This is a genomic window from Hyphomonas sp. BRH_c22 (assembly GCF_000961795.1).
GTDB lineage: Bacteria > Pseudomonadota > Alphaproteobacteria > Caulobacterales > Hyphomonadaceae > Hyphomonas.
In genome coordinates, this window is sequence record NZ_LADU01000012.1 from 24,022 (window position 1) to 38,087 (window position 14,066).

General features: G+C 59.0%; 14 protein-coding genes. 6 read left to right on the forward strand and 8 right to left on the reverse strand.

Annotated elements, in window-relative coordinates:
• Nucleotides 1–29 precede the first annotated feature (29 nt).
• Entirely contained in the window at nucleotides 30–908 is an 879-nt protein-coding gene (locus tag VR74_RS01980) for a LysR family transcriptional regulator (RefSeq protein WP_045693944.1), read from the forward strand.
• Between the two features lie 22 nt (nucleotides 909–930).
• On the opposite strand, the gene VR74_RS01985 is transcribed toward VR74_RS01980, so the two are convergent.
• From VR74_RS01985 to VR74_RS02020, 8 genes are all read right to left on the reverse strand, one after another.
• On the reverse strand, nucleotides 931–2,130 hold the full coding sequence (locus VR74_RS01985; RefSeq protein ID WP_045693946.1) for a CaiB/BaiF CoA-transferase family protein: 1,200 nt from the start codon (nucleotides 2,128–2,130) through the stop codon (nucleotides 931–933).
• A 139-nt stretch (nucleotides 2,131–2,269) separates the two neighbouring features.
• A complete protein-coding gene (locus VR74_RS01990; protein ID WP_045693948.1) occupies nucleotides 2,270–3,001 on the reverse strand; it encodes a proteasome-type protease in 732 nt (243 codons plus the stop codon).
• 37 nt (nucleotides 3,002–3,038) lie between these two features.
• A complete protein-coding gene (locus VR74_RS01995; RefSeq protein ID WP_045693950.1) occupies nucleotides 3,039–3,836 on the reverse strand; it encodes a transglutaminase family protein in 798 nt (265 codons plus the stop codon).
• Nucleotides 3,837–3,838: 2 nt separating this feature from the next.
• The gene (locus VR74_RS02000) at nucleotides 3,839–4,780 is read right to left on the reverse strand and encodes an alpha-E domain-containing protein (RefSeq protein WP_045693952.1); all 942 of its coding nucleotides are present in this window, start codon (nucleotides 4,778–4,780) and stop codon (nucleotides 3,839–3,841) included.
• A 4-nt stretch (nucleotides 4,781–4,784) separates the two neighbouring features.
• Nucleotides 4,785–6,212 (reverse strand): circularly permuted type 2 ATP-grasp protein, encoded by a 1,428-nt coding sequence (locus tag VR74_RS02005; protein ID WP_045693954.1) that lies wholly within the window; start codon nucleotides 6,210–6,212, stop codon nucleotides 4,785–4,787.
• A 191-nt stretch (nucleotides 6,213–6,403) separates the two neighbouring features.
• A complete protein-coding gene (locus VR74_RS02010) occupies nucleotides 6,404–6,607 on the reverse strand; it encodes a DUF2892 domain-containing protein (protein WP_045693956.1) in 204 nt (67 codons plus the stop codon).
• A 33-nt stretch (nucleotides 6,608–6,640) separates the two neighbouring features.
• Nucleotides 6,641–7,096, reverse strand: coding sequence for a thioredoxin domain-containing protein (locus tag VR74_RS02015; protein WP_045693958.1), 456 nt, complete (start codon nucleotides 7,094–7,096; stop codon nucleotides 6,641–6,643).
• 11 nt (nucleotides 7,097–7,107) lie between these two features.
• Nucleotides 7,108–8,379, reverse strand: coding sequence for an FAD/NAD(P)-binding oxidoreductase (locus tag VR74_RS02020; protein WP_045693960.1), 1,272 nt, complete (start codon nucleotides 8,377–8,379; stop codon nucleotides 7,108–7,110).
• A 149-nt stretch (nucleotides 8,380–8,528) separates the two neighbouring features.
• Here VR74_RS02020 and VR74_RS02025 point away from each other — a divergent pair, with 149 nt between their 5' ends.
• The 5 genes from VR74_RS02025 to VR74_RS02045 form a co-directional block, all read left to right on the forward strand.
• A complete protein-coding gene (locus tag VR74_RS02025; RefSeq protein ID WP_045693962.1) occupies nucleotides 8,529–8,888 on the forward strand; it encodes a rhodanese-like domain-containing protein in 360 nt (119 codons plus the stop codon).
• On the forward strand, nucleotides 8,875–9,867 hold the full coding sequence (locus VR74_RS02030; protein WP_299949359.1) for an efflux RND transporter periplasmic adaptor subunit: 993 nt from the start codon (nucleotides 8,875–8,877) through the stop codon (nucleotides 9,865–9,867). The genes VR74_RS02025 and VR74_RS02030 overlap by 14 nt, the downstream gene beginning before the upstream one ends.
• A 5-nt stretch (nucleotides 9,868–9,872) precedes the next feature.
• The gene (locus VR74_RS02035) at nucleotides 9,873–13,142 is read left to right on the forward strand and encodes an efflux RND transporter permease subunit (RefSeq protein WP_045693966.1); all 3,270 of its coding nucleotides are present in this window, start codon (nucleotides 9,873–9,875) and stop codon (nucleotides 13,140–13,142) included.
• Nucleotides 13,142–13,459, forward strand: coding sequence for a metalloregulator ArsR/SmtB family transcription factor (locus tag VR74_RS02040; protein ID WP_045693968.1), 318 nt, complete (start codon nucleotides 13,142–13,144; stop codon nucleotides 13,457–13,459). The genes VR74_RS02035 and VR74_RS02040 overlap by 1 nt, the downstream gene beginning before the upstream one ends.
• An 88-nt stretch (nucleotides 13,460–13,547) precedes the next feature.
• The coding region (locus VR74_RS02045; protein ID WP_045693975.1) for a helix-turn-helix domain-containing protein at nucleotides 13,548–14,066 on the forward strand (519 nt) is incomplete at its 3' end.

Here is a 14,066-nt window from a genome sequence, read left to right on the forward strand (position 1 = left end):
TATACCTGTGTTTTTGCAGGTTGACTGGAATGAACTGGGATGACCTGAAGCTGTTCCTGGTGGTGAGCCGCCAACAGAAGCTGGATCTGGCAGGCGCTGTCCTGCATCAGGATCCGACGACGCTCAGCCGCCGGTTGCGTCGGCTGGAGGCGGATGTTGGCCAGACCCTGTTCGAGCGAACGCGCAGGGGACATGTACTCACGCCTGAAGGCGAAGCCCTTGCGGAGCGCGCTGAAGCGATGGAAGCGATCACACTTGGCATTGGCGATACGGGTGAAGGCGGGCGGTCACTCGTCGGGAAGGTCAGGCTGGGTGCCACAGAAGGGTTCGGCACGGCCTTCATCGCGCCCATTCTGGCGCAGTTCGTCAAGGAGTGGCCGGGGATCGAAATCGACCTGATCGCACTTTCAGGCCTGGTCAGTGTTCCGAAACGCGAAGCCGACATGTCTGTGCTGCTGACCCGGCCAAAGGCGGGCCGGATGAAGGTGCGCAAACTGACGGATTATTCGCTACGACTCTATGCCAGCCGTGAATACCTTGCTTCGAGGGGACCTATCATCACCGTCGATGCCCTAAGCGACCACAGGCTGATCGGCTATGTGGACGACCTGATCTATTCGCCCCAGTTGCGCTACTTCGACGAAGTCCTGCCGGGACTGCACCCGGGGCTTTCCAGCCCGAGCATCATTGCCCAGCTGGAGATGACGCGGGCGGGTTCCGGACTGTGCATCCTGCCGAAATTCATTGCGAACCGGCACGCCGATCTTGTACCGATCCTGACGGATGCCATCGAGGTAAACCGGTCCTTCTGGCTGGCCGTACATGAGGACCTGGCTGATCTGGCGCGGATCAAGGTCTTGTCGGAGTATCTGGTCCATATGGTCAAAGCGCGGCAGGATGAATTCTGATCCGCCCTGCCGCCTGCGACAATCACGCGACGACTGACGAATCATACATGGCCTGAATATCGGCTTCGGTGATTCCGAGCGACGCCAGGACCTCCCTCGTATGCTGGCCCATCCTTGGAGATGGCCCCTTGGGGCCGTCATCCGCGCCGGGAAACCGGACGGGTGAGGCCGGGGCAGGGTAGGTTGAGCCGTCGCCCTTGGCACTCGGCGTCTGCACAATTGCACCGGACGCAAAGGCCTGCGGATCCTGTGCAACTTCGGCGAGTGTCTGGACCGGCGCCCAGGCGATGGAATTGGCGTCGAGGCGCGCGGATATTTCCTCGCGGGTATATTTAGCAAAGCCCTCGTCAATGATTGCGACGACGTCTTCCATATTCTGGCGGCGCCCCTTCGCTGTCACGTAGCGCGGGTCGGTTGCGAGGTCCTCGCGGTCGATCACCTTGCACATGGGGACCCAGTCGACATCGCCCTGACGGGCGACGATGCATATCCAGTGATCGTCTGCAGTCTTGTAGAAATTCGATAATGGGACGATTTGCTCGGTACGGCCCTTGGTCGATGCAATGCGTCCGAAGAAAAGCTGGATCGCAAAATCCGATCCCATTGCATAGAGACCAGTCCGGAACAGGGATGCCTCGACGAGGCGGCCCTTGCCGGTGCGCTGGGCTTCCACCAGAGCGGCGCAGATACCCGCCGCGGCGGACATCGACGTCGTGTGATCGCCAAAAGCGGTGCGCAGTGCGAAGGGATCCTGGCCCTTGGGAATGGTCAAACGGGCGACACCTGTCCGGCTCCAGAAGCTGGCAATGTCAAAGCCGGGCCGGTCTGCGTCGGGGCCTTCGAGGCCGTAGCCTGTGAGGGAACAATAGACAAGTTTCGGGTTGAGGCTGCGGAGGCTGTCATGATCCATGCCCGAGCGTTTCAGACCGCCGGGGCGGACGTTGGTGAGAAAGACGTCAGCGTCAGCGGCCAGCTTGCGGACGATTTCCTGTCCCTCAGGCGTGGTAGTATCGACGACGATTGATTTCTTGCCGCGATTGTCGAAGTCAAAGACCGGGTTGTCCTGGTAATCGGTGCCAATGGAGCGGAAGAAGTTGCGGATCGGATCGCCGCCGGGTGGCTCGATCTTGATCACCTCGGCGCCCCAGTCTGCGAGAATACACCCTGCGCCCGGCGCGGCCATATAGGTGGCGTATTCAACGACTTTCAGACCTTCCAGCATGCCTTCAACCTCTTCTCAGACCATCCATATTCTTGTGGGCAAGGTTGGACTCTGCGGGGGCAAAAGGGAAGGGGGAGTCAGGGGCCATTCCGGACCTGACGTCGGGACAGCGGGCCGAAATGTCCCTCTTTTTGAAGGCTTAGAAACTGAAATTCGGAAGCTTGTCGATGGCGGCCTTGAGTGCCTCACCCCAACCAGAGGAGATGGCTCGGAAGTATGGGTCGTCCGATGGCACCCGGCGCTGAATGCCGGTCTCGAAACTGCCCGCACGGTAGGCATGCATGTCCAGAGGCATCCCGACGGCCAGATTGGCCTTGAGTGTGGAGTCAAAGGACACATAGAGGAGCTTGATCGCATCCTCGAAGCTCATGGCAGGGTCAAAGGCACGCAGGATGATTGGCCGGCCGTATTTGGTCTCGCCCGCTTGAAAGAAGGGGGTTTCATCGCTCGCCTCGATGAAATTGCCCTCGGGGTAGACCAGGAAGAGCCGTGGCTCCATGCCCCTGATCTGACCGCCGACAATCAGCGTGGCGCCGAACGTGCTTTCCGCCGACTGGCCCTCTTCTGCCTGCGTGTGGATGACTTCTTTCAGCGTGTCGCCCACGAGGCGGGCGACCTGGAAGAGGGTCGGCGCTGCCAGAAGCGTCTGCTTGCGCTCTGCGGGTATCACGGATCGTTCGTCAAGCAAGCTGATGACAGCCTGAGTCGTTGCCAGGTTTCCAGCGGTCATGATCGTGATTACACGGTCACCTTCGACGGACCAGGTGAACATCTTGCGGAATGTGGAAATATTATCGACGCCCGCATTGGTCCGGGTGTCCGACATGAATAACAGGCCTTTATCGAGACGAAGCGCGACACAGTAAGTCATGCAGTTTCCATGAATTCCCTTGTTGAACCGACCAGCGTTACTGCTGGACCTGAAGGGACACAAGCAGGGATTCCTTGCTGTCACCGAAGACAATGCCCGAGATCGGCGCGGCTTCGTCATAATCGAGTCCCGTCGCGATTCTGACGTAGCGTTCGTCGGGCGAGATAACATTCGACACGTCGAACCCGACCCAGCCGAGATCAGGAACATGCGCTTCCGCCCAAGCATGGCTGGCTTCCTGGAAGACGCGGTCGTCCATCATCAAGTAGCCGCTCACATATCGGGCGGGATAGTTGAGGAGGCGCGCTGCGCTTACGAACGCATGGGCGTGATCCTGGCAGACACCATGTCCGGCGCGCAGGGCCTCTTCGGCAGTGGTACCCGAATCGGTGCGGTCGGTTTCGTAAACAACCGCCTCCCGGATCGAGGCTGACAGTTCGTGAAGGCGCGCGATAGGGTCGGGATTTTCCTTCAGGTCGCTGGCGAGCTTTCGTATAAGCTTGCCCGGCTGGGTCAGCGCGGTTTGACGCTTGAAATACCAGAGTGGCGTATAACCACTATGGGGCCCTGTGACACCCGCTGTCGCGATTGTATCGATATCACCCGAACACGTAATCGTAATTTCGGTCTGACCGCCATCCAGACTGACCAGGTGGACCCTGTTACCGTGCTGATCGTCGAAAGCGCACTCTACGCGGCCGCCATCAATGCCGATATCCCAATTCACGACGGCCTGGCATCGCCCTGATTTGGGGGTCAGGCGGACTTGCTGCAGCGCGTAGGGAACCGGCTGGTCATAGGCATAGTGCGTCTTGTGGTTGATGTGCAGTCGCATGACTATTCGTAGAACCTGTAATCAGTTTCTATTTGCGCCGCGAGTGCGGCGTTGGCCCGCAGGAATTCGCGGATGAATTCATGGAGGCCGAAGTCGATGATGTCATCAATTGACCGCCCTGTCAGGCTCGCCTCCAAGCTTGCCACAAGATCATGACATGGCCTGCGATCACCGTATTCGGATTCGAGCGCAGCAAGATGGCCAACCAGTTCGTCATAACAATAGGCGAGCGAGCGCGGCATGCGGGCATCGAGGATCAGGAATTCAGCGATGGCTTTCGGGTTGGCATTACCGGGGTAGAGCCAATGGAACGACTTGTCTGCTGATGCCGAGCGCAGGATCATTTCCCACTGAACATTGTCCAGCGAAGAGCCGACGGACGCGCCGGTCGGCAGGAGGACATAATACTTTACGTCAAGAATGCGGGCGGTGTTGTCGGCGCGCTCAATCAGAGATCCGATGCGGGAGAAACTGAATATATCATTGCGCAGCATCGTCCCCTGAAGTGCGCCGCGCACCAAAGCGCTCAGTTGACGGACGGCTGTCAGAACCTTGGGAAGTTCCGCTTGCGATACCGGCCTCTTCAGCATCTCCTTGAGCTGCATCCAGCCGTCATTGACCGCTTCCCAGACCTCTCGGGTCAGCGCGGTTCGCGTCGCTCGCGCATTGTCCCGCGCGGCGCGCATGACGGAATAGACACTCAAGGGATTGGTCTTGTCCCGCAAAAGGAAGTCGACGGCAGCATTTGGAGAAATCGTGTCGTGACGGGCATAATAGGCATCAAGGCAGCCAACGGTCGTGAGGACAGACGCCCATTCATCCTCACCAGCCGCCGCGCGGGTCAGCGCCATGCGAAACCCTGCCTCGACGAGACGCGCGGTGTTTTCGCTGCGTTCAAGATACCTGGACAACCAGAGCAGCCCGCCTGCGGTCTTGCCTAGCATGAGGTCATTCCTCCAGCACCCAGGTGTCCTTGGTGCCTCCACCCTGGCTGGAGTTCACGACCAGTGAACCTGCCTTCATGGCTACGCGCGTCAGGCCGCCGGGTGTGATATCGATGCTATCAGGCGAAACCAGAACGTAGGGTCTGAGATCAACATGCCGCGGGGCCAAACCATCGCGGGCGAGGACGGGAACGGTTGAAAGCGCGAGCGTAGGCTGGGCGATATAATTTGAAGGATTGGCCTCGAGCTTGGCGCGAAATGCTGCCAGTTCCCGCTTGCTGGCCGCGGGACCGACGAGCATTCCGTAACCGCCGGAGCCATGGACTTCCTTCACCACGAGTTCGTCCAGGTTTTCCAGGACGTACTTTAATGCATCAGGCTCAGCGCACCTGTGCGTCGGCACGTTCTTCAGGATCGACGTCTGGCCGGTGTAAAACTCCACAATGTCAGGCATGTATGAGTAGATCGCCTTGTCATCAGCGATGCCAGTACCCGGCGCATTTGCAAGCGTGATTCCCCCCGAGCGGTAGACGTCCATGATCCCCGGAACGCCAAGGAGCGATTGCCGGTTGAAGTTGAGCGGGTCGATATATTCGTCATCGATGCGGCGATAGAGGACGTCAACTGGCTGGTAACCTTGTGTCGTGCGCATGGCGACGCGGCCATCCACGACGCGCAAATCATGCCCTTCGACAAGTTCGGCACCCATCTGATCGGCGAGGAAAGCGTGCTCGAAATAGGCCGAATTGTGAAGGCCGGGGGTGAGCACCGCGACCGTCGGACTGCCTGTGCAGCGATCGGGTGCGCACTTGCCGAGAGACCGGCGCAGAAGCGACGGGTAGTTGCTGATCGGCTGGACCTTTATCCGCGAGAAGAGTTCAGGAAACATCTTCAGCATCGTCTCCCGGTTCTCCAGCATGTAGGAGACCCCGGACGGCGTTCTGGCATTGTCTTCGAGAACGAAGAACTCGTTCGCCCCCGTCCGCACGAGATCTGTTCCGACGATATGCGTGTAGACGCCGCCTGGCGGCGTCACGCCAATCATCTGGGGCAGGAAGGCTTCATTCTGGGCGATGAGGTGCTCGGGAATGCGTCCGGCGCGGATAATTTCCTGACGGTGATAGATGTCGTGGAGGAAGGCATTTATGGCGCGAACACGCTGTTCGATGCCTCTCACGAGAAGGCGCCATTCCTTGCCGTCGATAATGCGGGGCACCAGGTCGAACGGAATCAGGCGCTCGTCGGCATCCTTCTGGCCGTAGACGTTGAACGTGATGCCTGTCCGGCGAAAGAATATTTCTGCCTCGCGGGACTTCTTGCGAAGGTCGCTCAGCTTCACGGTATCCAGCCACTCGCAATAGTCGGCATATGGTGGCCGCGCCGTACCATCGGCGCGTTTCATTTCGTCAAAAAAGATTGGCTGATCGCCCATGGGTTTGACGTCGCACGAATTTTCGCAGACTTGCAAGGGGGTAGGTGCCGTCGCTTCCCGTGGCGATGGCCCTGCGCAAGTTTTCAGCGGTGCCTGAAAAACCCGCCTGCAGAATCGTCAATTCGGCACGAGTTTCCGGGCTTTCGCGGCGAAGCGCTTGTCGTGAGGCGACCAATAAAGGGTGCGGCTTGCTATCGGAAGGCGTTCCCCGGATTAAGACCCAGCGCCTTGAAAACCATCGCGGCGGGACAGAACCCGGTGAATGCCGCCTGCAGCATGTTCAAGCCGGCAAAGGCAGGTAGCAGGAACCACCATGGTGACATGAAATAGCCGAGGCCGAGGCCAATGAGTACGACGATGCCGGCAAAGGCGAATACTGCGCGATCAATGTTCATGGTGTTTATCCTCTTCGTGTTGGTTGCGTTACTTCAGGTTTTGGATATCGCGGACGAGATCCAGCGATTGAGGGCGGGGCCTGTCTGGGCGCCTGACTGGTGGGCGACTTGCCGGCCGCCCCGATAGGCAATCAGGGTCGGCACGCCCCTGATCCCGAGACTGGCGGCGCTGGCCTGGTTTTCATCCGAGTTCAGCTTGAACAGGCGGGCCTGGTCGACAAAGGTGGCCGCCGCGGCCTCATAGGCTGGCGCCATCATGCGGCACGGCCCGCACCACGGCGCCCAGACATCGACGATGAAGGCCCCCTTGTCATGCGCCTGAAGGCGGGCGAGTTTTGCGCCATCAATGTCTACCGGGTGCGGTGTGGAAAGCGAAGCCGAACACTTTCCACATTTCCCGGAGGAAAGCGCCCGGCCGCCGGGGGCGCGGTTGAGTGCCCCGCACTGGTGGCACATGATGGTTACAGTCGGGCTGACCTCAGTCGACATGGCAATATCTCTCAGTCCTTGATCTTGTGGGTCTTCAACAGAGCCAGCGCCGCATTTTCGTAGAAGGTCTCGGCATGCCCGGTTCGGACCTTGCGCAGGAAGTATTTTTCAAATGCGACCTTGGCCGTGTGGACCCATCCACCGGATACCGACCAATTGACATTGCGCGGAGGAATTTGGGGCTGAGCGATAAACGCGACACCGCCATCGCCGAAATCAGCAATACAGATCGCATTCCAGGTCGCTTCGTGTGTCGGCTGCTCACCCTTGCGCAATGCGGCAATGTTTTCAGCGACAGCATTCACCATGGATTCGATCATGAATCCTGTCTTTGGAACGCCTACTGGAACAGGTGTCTTTCCCACCGGGGGAATGGCTATGCACACGCCGAGCCCGAAAATATCCGGATAGGTCGGGTTGCGCTGGTGCTTGTCGGTGAGAATGAAGCCCTTGGGGTTCACGAGGCCGTCGATGTCACGAACGGCTGAGACTCCGCGAAAAGCCGGAAGCATCATCGAGAACTTCATCGGCAGATCGTGTTCGGTCTTGACCGAGCCGTCCTCGTTCAGTTCCTCGACCAGCATGCGGGTGGCCTCGACCTTCTTCACCCGGGCATTCGTGATCCACTTGATGTGGCGATCGCGCATTTCGCTCTCAAGGAGGCCTTTCGTGTCTCCGACACCATCAAGACCAAGATGCCCGATATAGGGTTCTGACGTGACGAAAGTCATCGGAACACGGTCGCGAATCTTTCGCTTGCGCAATTCGGTTTCAATAATCATCGCCGTTTCGTAAGCGGGCCCAAAACATGAAGCCCCCTGCACGGCACCAACGACGACAGGTCCCGGTTCATCGCACAGCGCCTCGAAGGCGGCATATCCCGCTTGGGCATGATCAATGTGGCAAACCGACTGGGTGAAGCCTTTTGGTCCCAGGCCTTCAATTTCATCGAAGGCAAGTTCCGGACCGGTGGCGATGACAAGATAATCGTAAGGGACGGAGGTTCCGTCCTCCATCAGCACGGCCTTGCCCTTCGGATCGACCTTTTTCGCGGCACCGACAATGAGTTCTACCCGGCGTTTCTTCATGGGTTTCGCAAGATCGACCAGAATGTCTTTACGTTCCCGCCAACCTACAAGGATCCACGGGTTGGAAGGGACGAATTGATAGAAATCATTCTCGTTGATGACGATGACTTCGTCCTGCCGGGGGATTGTCTTGCGGATATCGTAGGCCGCGATGACGCCGCCCAGACCCGCTCCAAGAATTACCACGCGTGCCATTGACCTCTCCTTTGTCTTATAAGAGAAGGTCGAATATATTAGCGTTCTCTTAAATACGCAATTGTACGGATAGGGGCCTGCCAGCTATGAAACTATCCTTTCCACTGTTGCGCACATTGCGCGGTACCATTTCCGGAAGAGGGGCACCCATGACCGACGAGCGAGACATTGCACCAGCCACGATTTTCGAAGACCTGAAAGCTGGTCGGGTCTTGCTGGTGGACGTCCGGGAGCCTGCGGAATTTGCCAACCAGCGAATTCACGGTGCGGTACTGATGCCCCTATCGACATTTGAACCAAAGGCGCTGCCGACTGACGGGTCCCGCCGGGTCATATTCCAATGCGGATCGGGCAAGCGTTCCCGCAATGCACTCGACACCTATCTGGCAACCACGGGAGCGGACGCCGCCCATATGGCGGGTGGCATTGCTGCGTGGAAGCAGCAGGGCCTGCCATGCGCCCATATTGATCCAGCAACAGGCCGGGTGGTCGATAATGGGCATTACTAATGTAACATCGGCTCTGGCGATTTTTGCCGCGAGCGTTGCGTTCGCTGTGCAGGCGACTGCGCAAGTGATGACTGTCGAAGAATCCGTGATTGTCGATTTCCGGCCCGTGGTTGCGAGAGTCGAAGCAGGCGATACCGCGACAGCACGGTCGCGGCTGCAGGGCGTTGTCACGAGGCTGCTGGTTGATGAAGGCGATGTGGTGAAAGCGGGCGACCTGGTGGCGCTGGTGACAGATGCAACGCTCGACCCGCAACTTGCAGCACTGGATGCACGGATCGGCGGCATGAGATCCCAAATCAAGCAGAATCAGGACGACATCGCGCGCGCTGAAGCCCTGGAAAAACAGGGGTTCTATCCGAAGGCCAGACTGGAAAGTGAACGTACGACACTCGACGTCATGCAGCGCAGCCTTACCTCGGCAGAAGCGGAGCGGCGAGCCCTCGCGGCGAGGAAAGCGGAGGGCCGCATTCTTGCTCCAGCAGATGCAAAAGTCACTTCGGTCAAGGTCGTGGCCGGTTCAATCATTTCTCCCGGCGAGGTCATCGCCAGTTTCGCAACCCTTGAAGGCGTCGTCCGGCTTTCCCTGCCTGAGCGTCATGCTTCGGAAATGGCAGAAGGGGAGACAGTCGCCTTGCGTCTTCCCGCTCGCGGAGGCGAAGTGCGCACGGCCACGATCATGAAAGTGTATCCCGAGCTCAGGGATGGTGCCGTGGTGGCGGATGCTGTCGTACAAGGTGGTTTGGAGGCCCTGGTCGGCGAACGTGTAGACGTGCTGGCGCCTGTCGGTGAACGCCGGGCCATGCTTGTGCCGGCAGATTTCGTGTCGACCCGGTATGGCGTGGATTTCATTCGCGTGAAGGTGGGAGAGCGATTCGTTGATGCGCCAGTGGCTCTGTCAGCGCCCCTGCCGAATGATGCCGGCCAATACGAGGTGCTTTCCGGATTGAAGAGCGGCGACCAGATCGAAAAGCCGGAGTAGGGACCATGAAACCCGATCTCTCAGGTTCGATCACCCGGGCGACAATCCGTTCGCCACTCACACCACTATTCCTGCTTACGGCGCTCGCAGTCGGACTAATCGCGCTGATGACCATTCCGCGCGAGGAGGAACCGCAGATTTCGGTTCCGATGGTCGACATGATTATCGAAGCGCCCGGGCTGCGGGCGCCAGATGTCGTGGAGCAAGTGACGGAACCGCTTGAGGAAATCATCAAGGCGATACCGGATGTCGAACATGTCTACTCGCAAAGCCGCGATGATGGCGCCTTGGTGACTGCGCGGTTTGATGTCGGCACGGACGCTGACGATGCCATACTCCGCGTCCACGAAAAGATCAGGGCGAACCTCGACAGGATACCCACAGGCGTGCCGATGCCGCTGGTGGTTGGCCGGGGCATCAATGATGTGCCGATCGTGACGCTGACGCTTTCGCCGGAACCCTGGACCGGTGACGTCTGGAACGACACAGCCCTTCGGATGCTCGCTGAAGAACTCCAGAAGGAGTTGATCAAGGTCGATGATGTCGGTCTGACCAGCGTCGTCGGGGGTCGTCCGCTCGAGATGCGGGTGGAGCCTGATATCCACGCCATGGCTGCTTATGGCGTGCCGTTGCAGACCCTGGTCGAAACGGTAGGCCAGGCCGCCAATGTCAAACCGGTTGGCACTGCGCGACGGGATGGAGAATCCCTGATTGTGCAGGCGGGTGACCGGATCAATGCACTCAGCGAGCTCGAGCGCCTGGAACTCCGCGGTGCGGACGGACGCACGGTCTATCTCTCAGATGTGGCAACCATACGCGTCACGGGAGCCGAGACCGAATCCAGAGTGTGGACGCTTGACCGCAAGGAGGACGGGTTCGTTGCCATTCCGGCCGTGACCGTTTCGCTGGCCAAGCGCCCCGGTGCCAACGCCGTGAAAGTGGCAGAGGCCATCCTTGCGCGCGCTGAAAGCTTGCAAGGCGCCCTCGTTCCGGAAGGCGTGCGACTGGAAGTGACGCGCAATTACGGCGAAACCGCCAACCACAAGGCCAATGAACTCCTTTACCATCTGGGTCTGGCGACCGTGTCGATCGTCATCCTCATCGCCTTCGCGATCGGCTGGCGCGAAGCGCTGGTCACGCTGATCGTCATTCCGACAACAATCTTGCTGACACTGTTTGCATCCATGATGATGGGATACACGATCAACCGCGTCAGCCTGTTTGCACTGATCTTCTCGATTGGCATTCTGGTCGACGACGCGATCGTCATGATTGAGAATATTGCGCGCCATTGGGCGATGAATGACGGGCGCACCCGGGTTGAAGCGGCCATCAATGCGGTCTCTGAAGTCGGCAACCCAACAGTGATCGCGACATTGACCGTCATTGCCGCACTCTTGCCGATGATGTTCGTGTCGGGATTGATGGGGCCGTACATGGCGCCGATCCCAGCCAATGCGTCGGCCGCAATGCTGTTTTCATTCTTCGTTGCAGTCGGAATCGCGCCCTGGTTGCTGATGCGCATAGCAGGTGGTGTGAAGGCCACAGAACATGCTGCGGGTCATGAAGAGGGCGAAACGCGGCTCAGCCGGTTCTATCGGCGTGTCGCTGCTCCGGTTGTAGCTTCCAGGCGAAATTCCTGGATTTTCCTTGGCGTGGTGGGTGTCGCAACCCTGCTATCTGTCAGTCTTTTCGCCACCCAAGCCGTTACGGTCAAATTGCTGCCATTCGATAACAAGTCGGAGATCCAGATTGTTCTGGACCTTCCGGAAGGCGCTTCCGTCGAAGACACCGAGCGCACACTTTTCGCAATCGCTGACCTGATACGCGATGTGCCGGAAGTCCAAACGATTCAGGCCTATGCAGGCACTGCTGCGCCCTTCAACTTCAACGGCCTGGTTCGCCACTATTTTCTCCGGAATGCACCGGAGCTCGGTGATTTGCAGGTCAACCTGTCTGAAAAATCCCATCGCAAACGCGCCAGCCATGCCATTGCCCTCGATATTCGCAGCCGCATGCAAGGCTTGGTGCTTCCCGTTGGCGCGAGTGCCAAGGTGGTTGAAGTACCGCCTGGTCCGCCCGTCATTGCCACGCTGATGGCTGAAATCTACGGACCGGATCCGGAAACACGCCGGCAAACAGCGGGTATCGTGCGCCAGCTTTTCGAAGAGACGGACTTCATTGTCGATGTCGACGATTCCATCGGCGACCCACAGCCAAGGATGATGATCGCGATCAACGAGCCGCAAGCCGCCGACTATGGCGTGATGCAGCAGGACATTCTCGACACGATCGCGCTGACCTTTGCGGGTCAGACAGCCGGAGTGAGCCCGCGCGGCGAGGGGCGTAATCCGCTCGACATCCGAATTCGGCTGCCTAAGTCCGAACGCATCTGGTCACAGGAGACTGCGGCAATCCCGGTACCGCGCCGGCTGGCAGGGGCAGGCGCCTCTCCGATCGAACTGGGTGCGCTCGTCAATGTGTCCGAAGAGCAGGGCTCTCCGATCGTGTTCCGCCGTGATGGCCATTTCACGGATATGGTGATGGGAGAACTGGCGGGCCGATTCGAGGCGCCGATCTATGGGATGTTCGATATCCAGGATCGTATGGATGCCTTTGATTGGGCGGCTGCTGGACTGATCAAGCCAACCGTCCGCATGTATGGTCAGCCAGAGGACGAGACACGGCCGACCCTGTTGTGGGATGGAGAATGGGAGATCACCTATGTGACTTTCCGCGACATGGGTCTGGCGTTTGGCGTGGCCCTTGTAGGGATCTACATCCTCGTTGTGGGCCAATTCGGAACGTTCCGGGTTCCCCTCATCATCCTGACGCCAGTTCCTCTGACTTTGATCGGAATCATGATCGGACACTGGATATTCGGGGCGGCGTTTACAGCGACATCGATGATCGGATTCATCGCATTGGCAGGCATTATCGTGCGAAATTCGATCCTGCTGGTGGATTTCGTGCGCCACCGTCAAGACGCTGACACCCCGCTGAGGGATGTATTGCTTGACGCTGGCGCCATACGGTTCAAGCCGATTGTCCTGACGGCGCTCGCCGCCATGATCGGCGCCTCCGTGATCCTGACTGACCCGATTTTCCAGGGATTGGCGATATCGCTCCTCTTCGGACTGGCTTCGTCAACGGCCCTCACCGTGCTGGTGATTCCGGCGATCTACATAGCCCTCAGAGGGCCGGACTGGACTCCAGCCGGCGTGCCCCCGTCTGTGGATGACAATTCCGCGCTTTTGAAGGAAGCCTCGACGTGATGTCACGCACAAAATCGACAACTCCCGAAGCATTCAACCTGATGTCGGAAAGGGTGACCGAAGCCACCGGGATTTTGAAAGCCATGGCCAGCGACACACGGCTGAAAGTGCTGTGCGCACTCAATGACAGCGAAATGCCGGTCAATCAGCTGGCCGAACTCACGAACCAGTCACCGTCAGCTGTGTCCCAACACCTCGCGAAGCTGCGGGCTGCCGGGCTGGTCGAATCGCGGCGCGATGCCCAGACGATCTATTATCGCTGCAGCGGTGGCATTGGCAGCGAGCTGGTGAAGACGCTTTGCGATTTTTACCGGTAACCAGCTAATCCAATGAGCGGCTCGAGACATAGGTGACAGATTGTACCGGACACATGGGTAACACTTTCCGCTTTGGCGGGAGGTTACGATGCCATGGAAGGAACAATCGAAAATGGACGAGAGACTGCGCTTTGTCGCCCGCCGGCTGGAGGGTGAATCGATGACGGATCTTTGCCGGGAGTTCGGAATTTCGCGCAAGACCGGCTACAAGATCTTCAATCGTTACAAGGAAGAGGGGCTGATTGCCCTTGAGGATCGCTCCCGACGGCCGGTGCGGTATGCCAACCAGCTGCCGGTGCCCATCGAGCGGGCGATCATCGATGCCAAAAAGGACAAGCCCCACTGGGGCGCCCGCAAGATCAGGGAGCTCCTGGTGCGGCGCCTGGCAGGTGACGTGCGCATTCCCGCCCGCTCGACCATTCATGCTGTCCTTGACCGCTACGGCCTTGTGAAGCGGGCAGGCAAGAGGCGCCAGAGGGCATTGGGAACCTCCCTTTCATCCGGATCGGTTCCCAATGCCCTCTGGTGTGTCGACTTCAAGGGAGAGTTCCGTCTCGGTAATCAGGCCTACTGTTACCCGTTGACCGTGACCGACCATGCTTCGCGC

What these genes read in the sequence shown, in the direction of transcription:
- VR74_RS01980 (WP_045693944.1), top strand. Translation starts at nt 30, where the DNA reads ATGAACTGGGATGACCTGAAGCTGTTCCTGGTGGTGAGCCGCCAACAG.
- VR74_RS02025 (WP_045693962.1), top strand. Translation starts at nt 8,529, where the DNA reads ATGACCGACGAGCGAGACATTGCACCAGCCACGATTTTCGAAGACCTG.
- VR74_RS02000 (WP_045693952.1), bottom strand. Translation starts at nt 4,780, where the DNA reads ATGCTAGGCAAGACCGCAGGCGGGCTGCTCTGGTTGTCCAGGTATCTT.
- VR74_RS01990 (WP_045693948.1), bottom strand. Translation starts at nt 3,001, where the DNA reads ATGACTTACTGTGTCGCGCTTCGTCTCGATAAAGGCCTGTTATTCATG.
- VR74_RS02015 (WP_045693958.1), bottom strand. Translation starts at nt 7,096, where the DNA reads ATGTCGACTGAGGTCAGCCCGACTGTAACCATCATGTGCCACCAGTGC.
- VR74_RS02005 (WP_045693954.1), bottom strand. Translation starts at nt 6,212, where the DNA reads ATGGGCGATCAGCCAATCTTTTTTGACGAAATGAAACGCGCCGATGGT.
- VR74_RS02040 (WP_045693968.1), top strand. Translation starts at nt 13,142, where the DNA reads ATGTCACGCACAAAATCGACAACTCCCGAAGCATTCAACCTGATGTCG.
- VR74_RS02010 (WP_045693956.1), bottom strand. Translation starts at nt 6,607, where the DNA reads ATGAACATTGATCGCGCAGTATTCGCCTTTGCCGGCATCGTCGTACTC.
- VR74_RS02030 (WP_299949359.1), top strand. Translation starts at nt 8,875, where the DNA reads ATGGGCATTACTAATGTAACATCGGCTCTGGCGATTTTTGCCGCGAGC.
- VR74_RS02020 (WP_045693960.1), bottom strand. Translation starts at nt 8,379, where the DNA reads ATGGCACGCGTGGTAATTCTTGGAGCGGGTCTGGGCGGCGTCATCGCG.
- VR74_RS01995 (WP_045693950.1), bottom strand. Translation starts at nt 3,836, where the DNA reads ATGCGACTGCACATCAACCACAAGACGCACTATGCCTATGACCAGCCG.
- VR74_RS02035 (WP_045693966.1), top strand. Translation starts at nt 9,873, where the DNA reads ATGAAACCCGATCTCTCAGGTTCGATCACCCGGGCGACAATCCGTTCG.
- VR74_RS01985 (WP_045693946.1), bottom strand. Translation starts at nt 2,130, where the DNA reads ATGCTGGAAGGTCTGAAAGTCGTTGAATACGCCACCTATATGGCCGCG.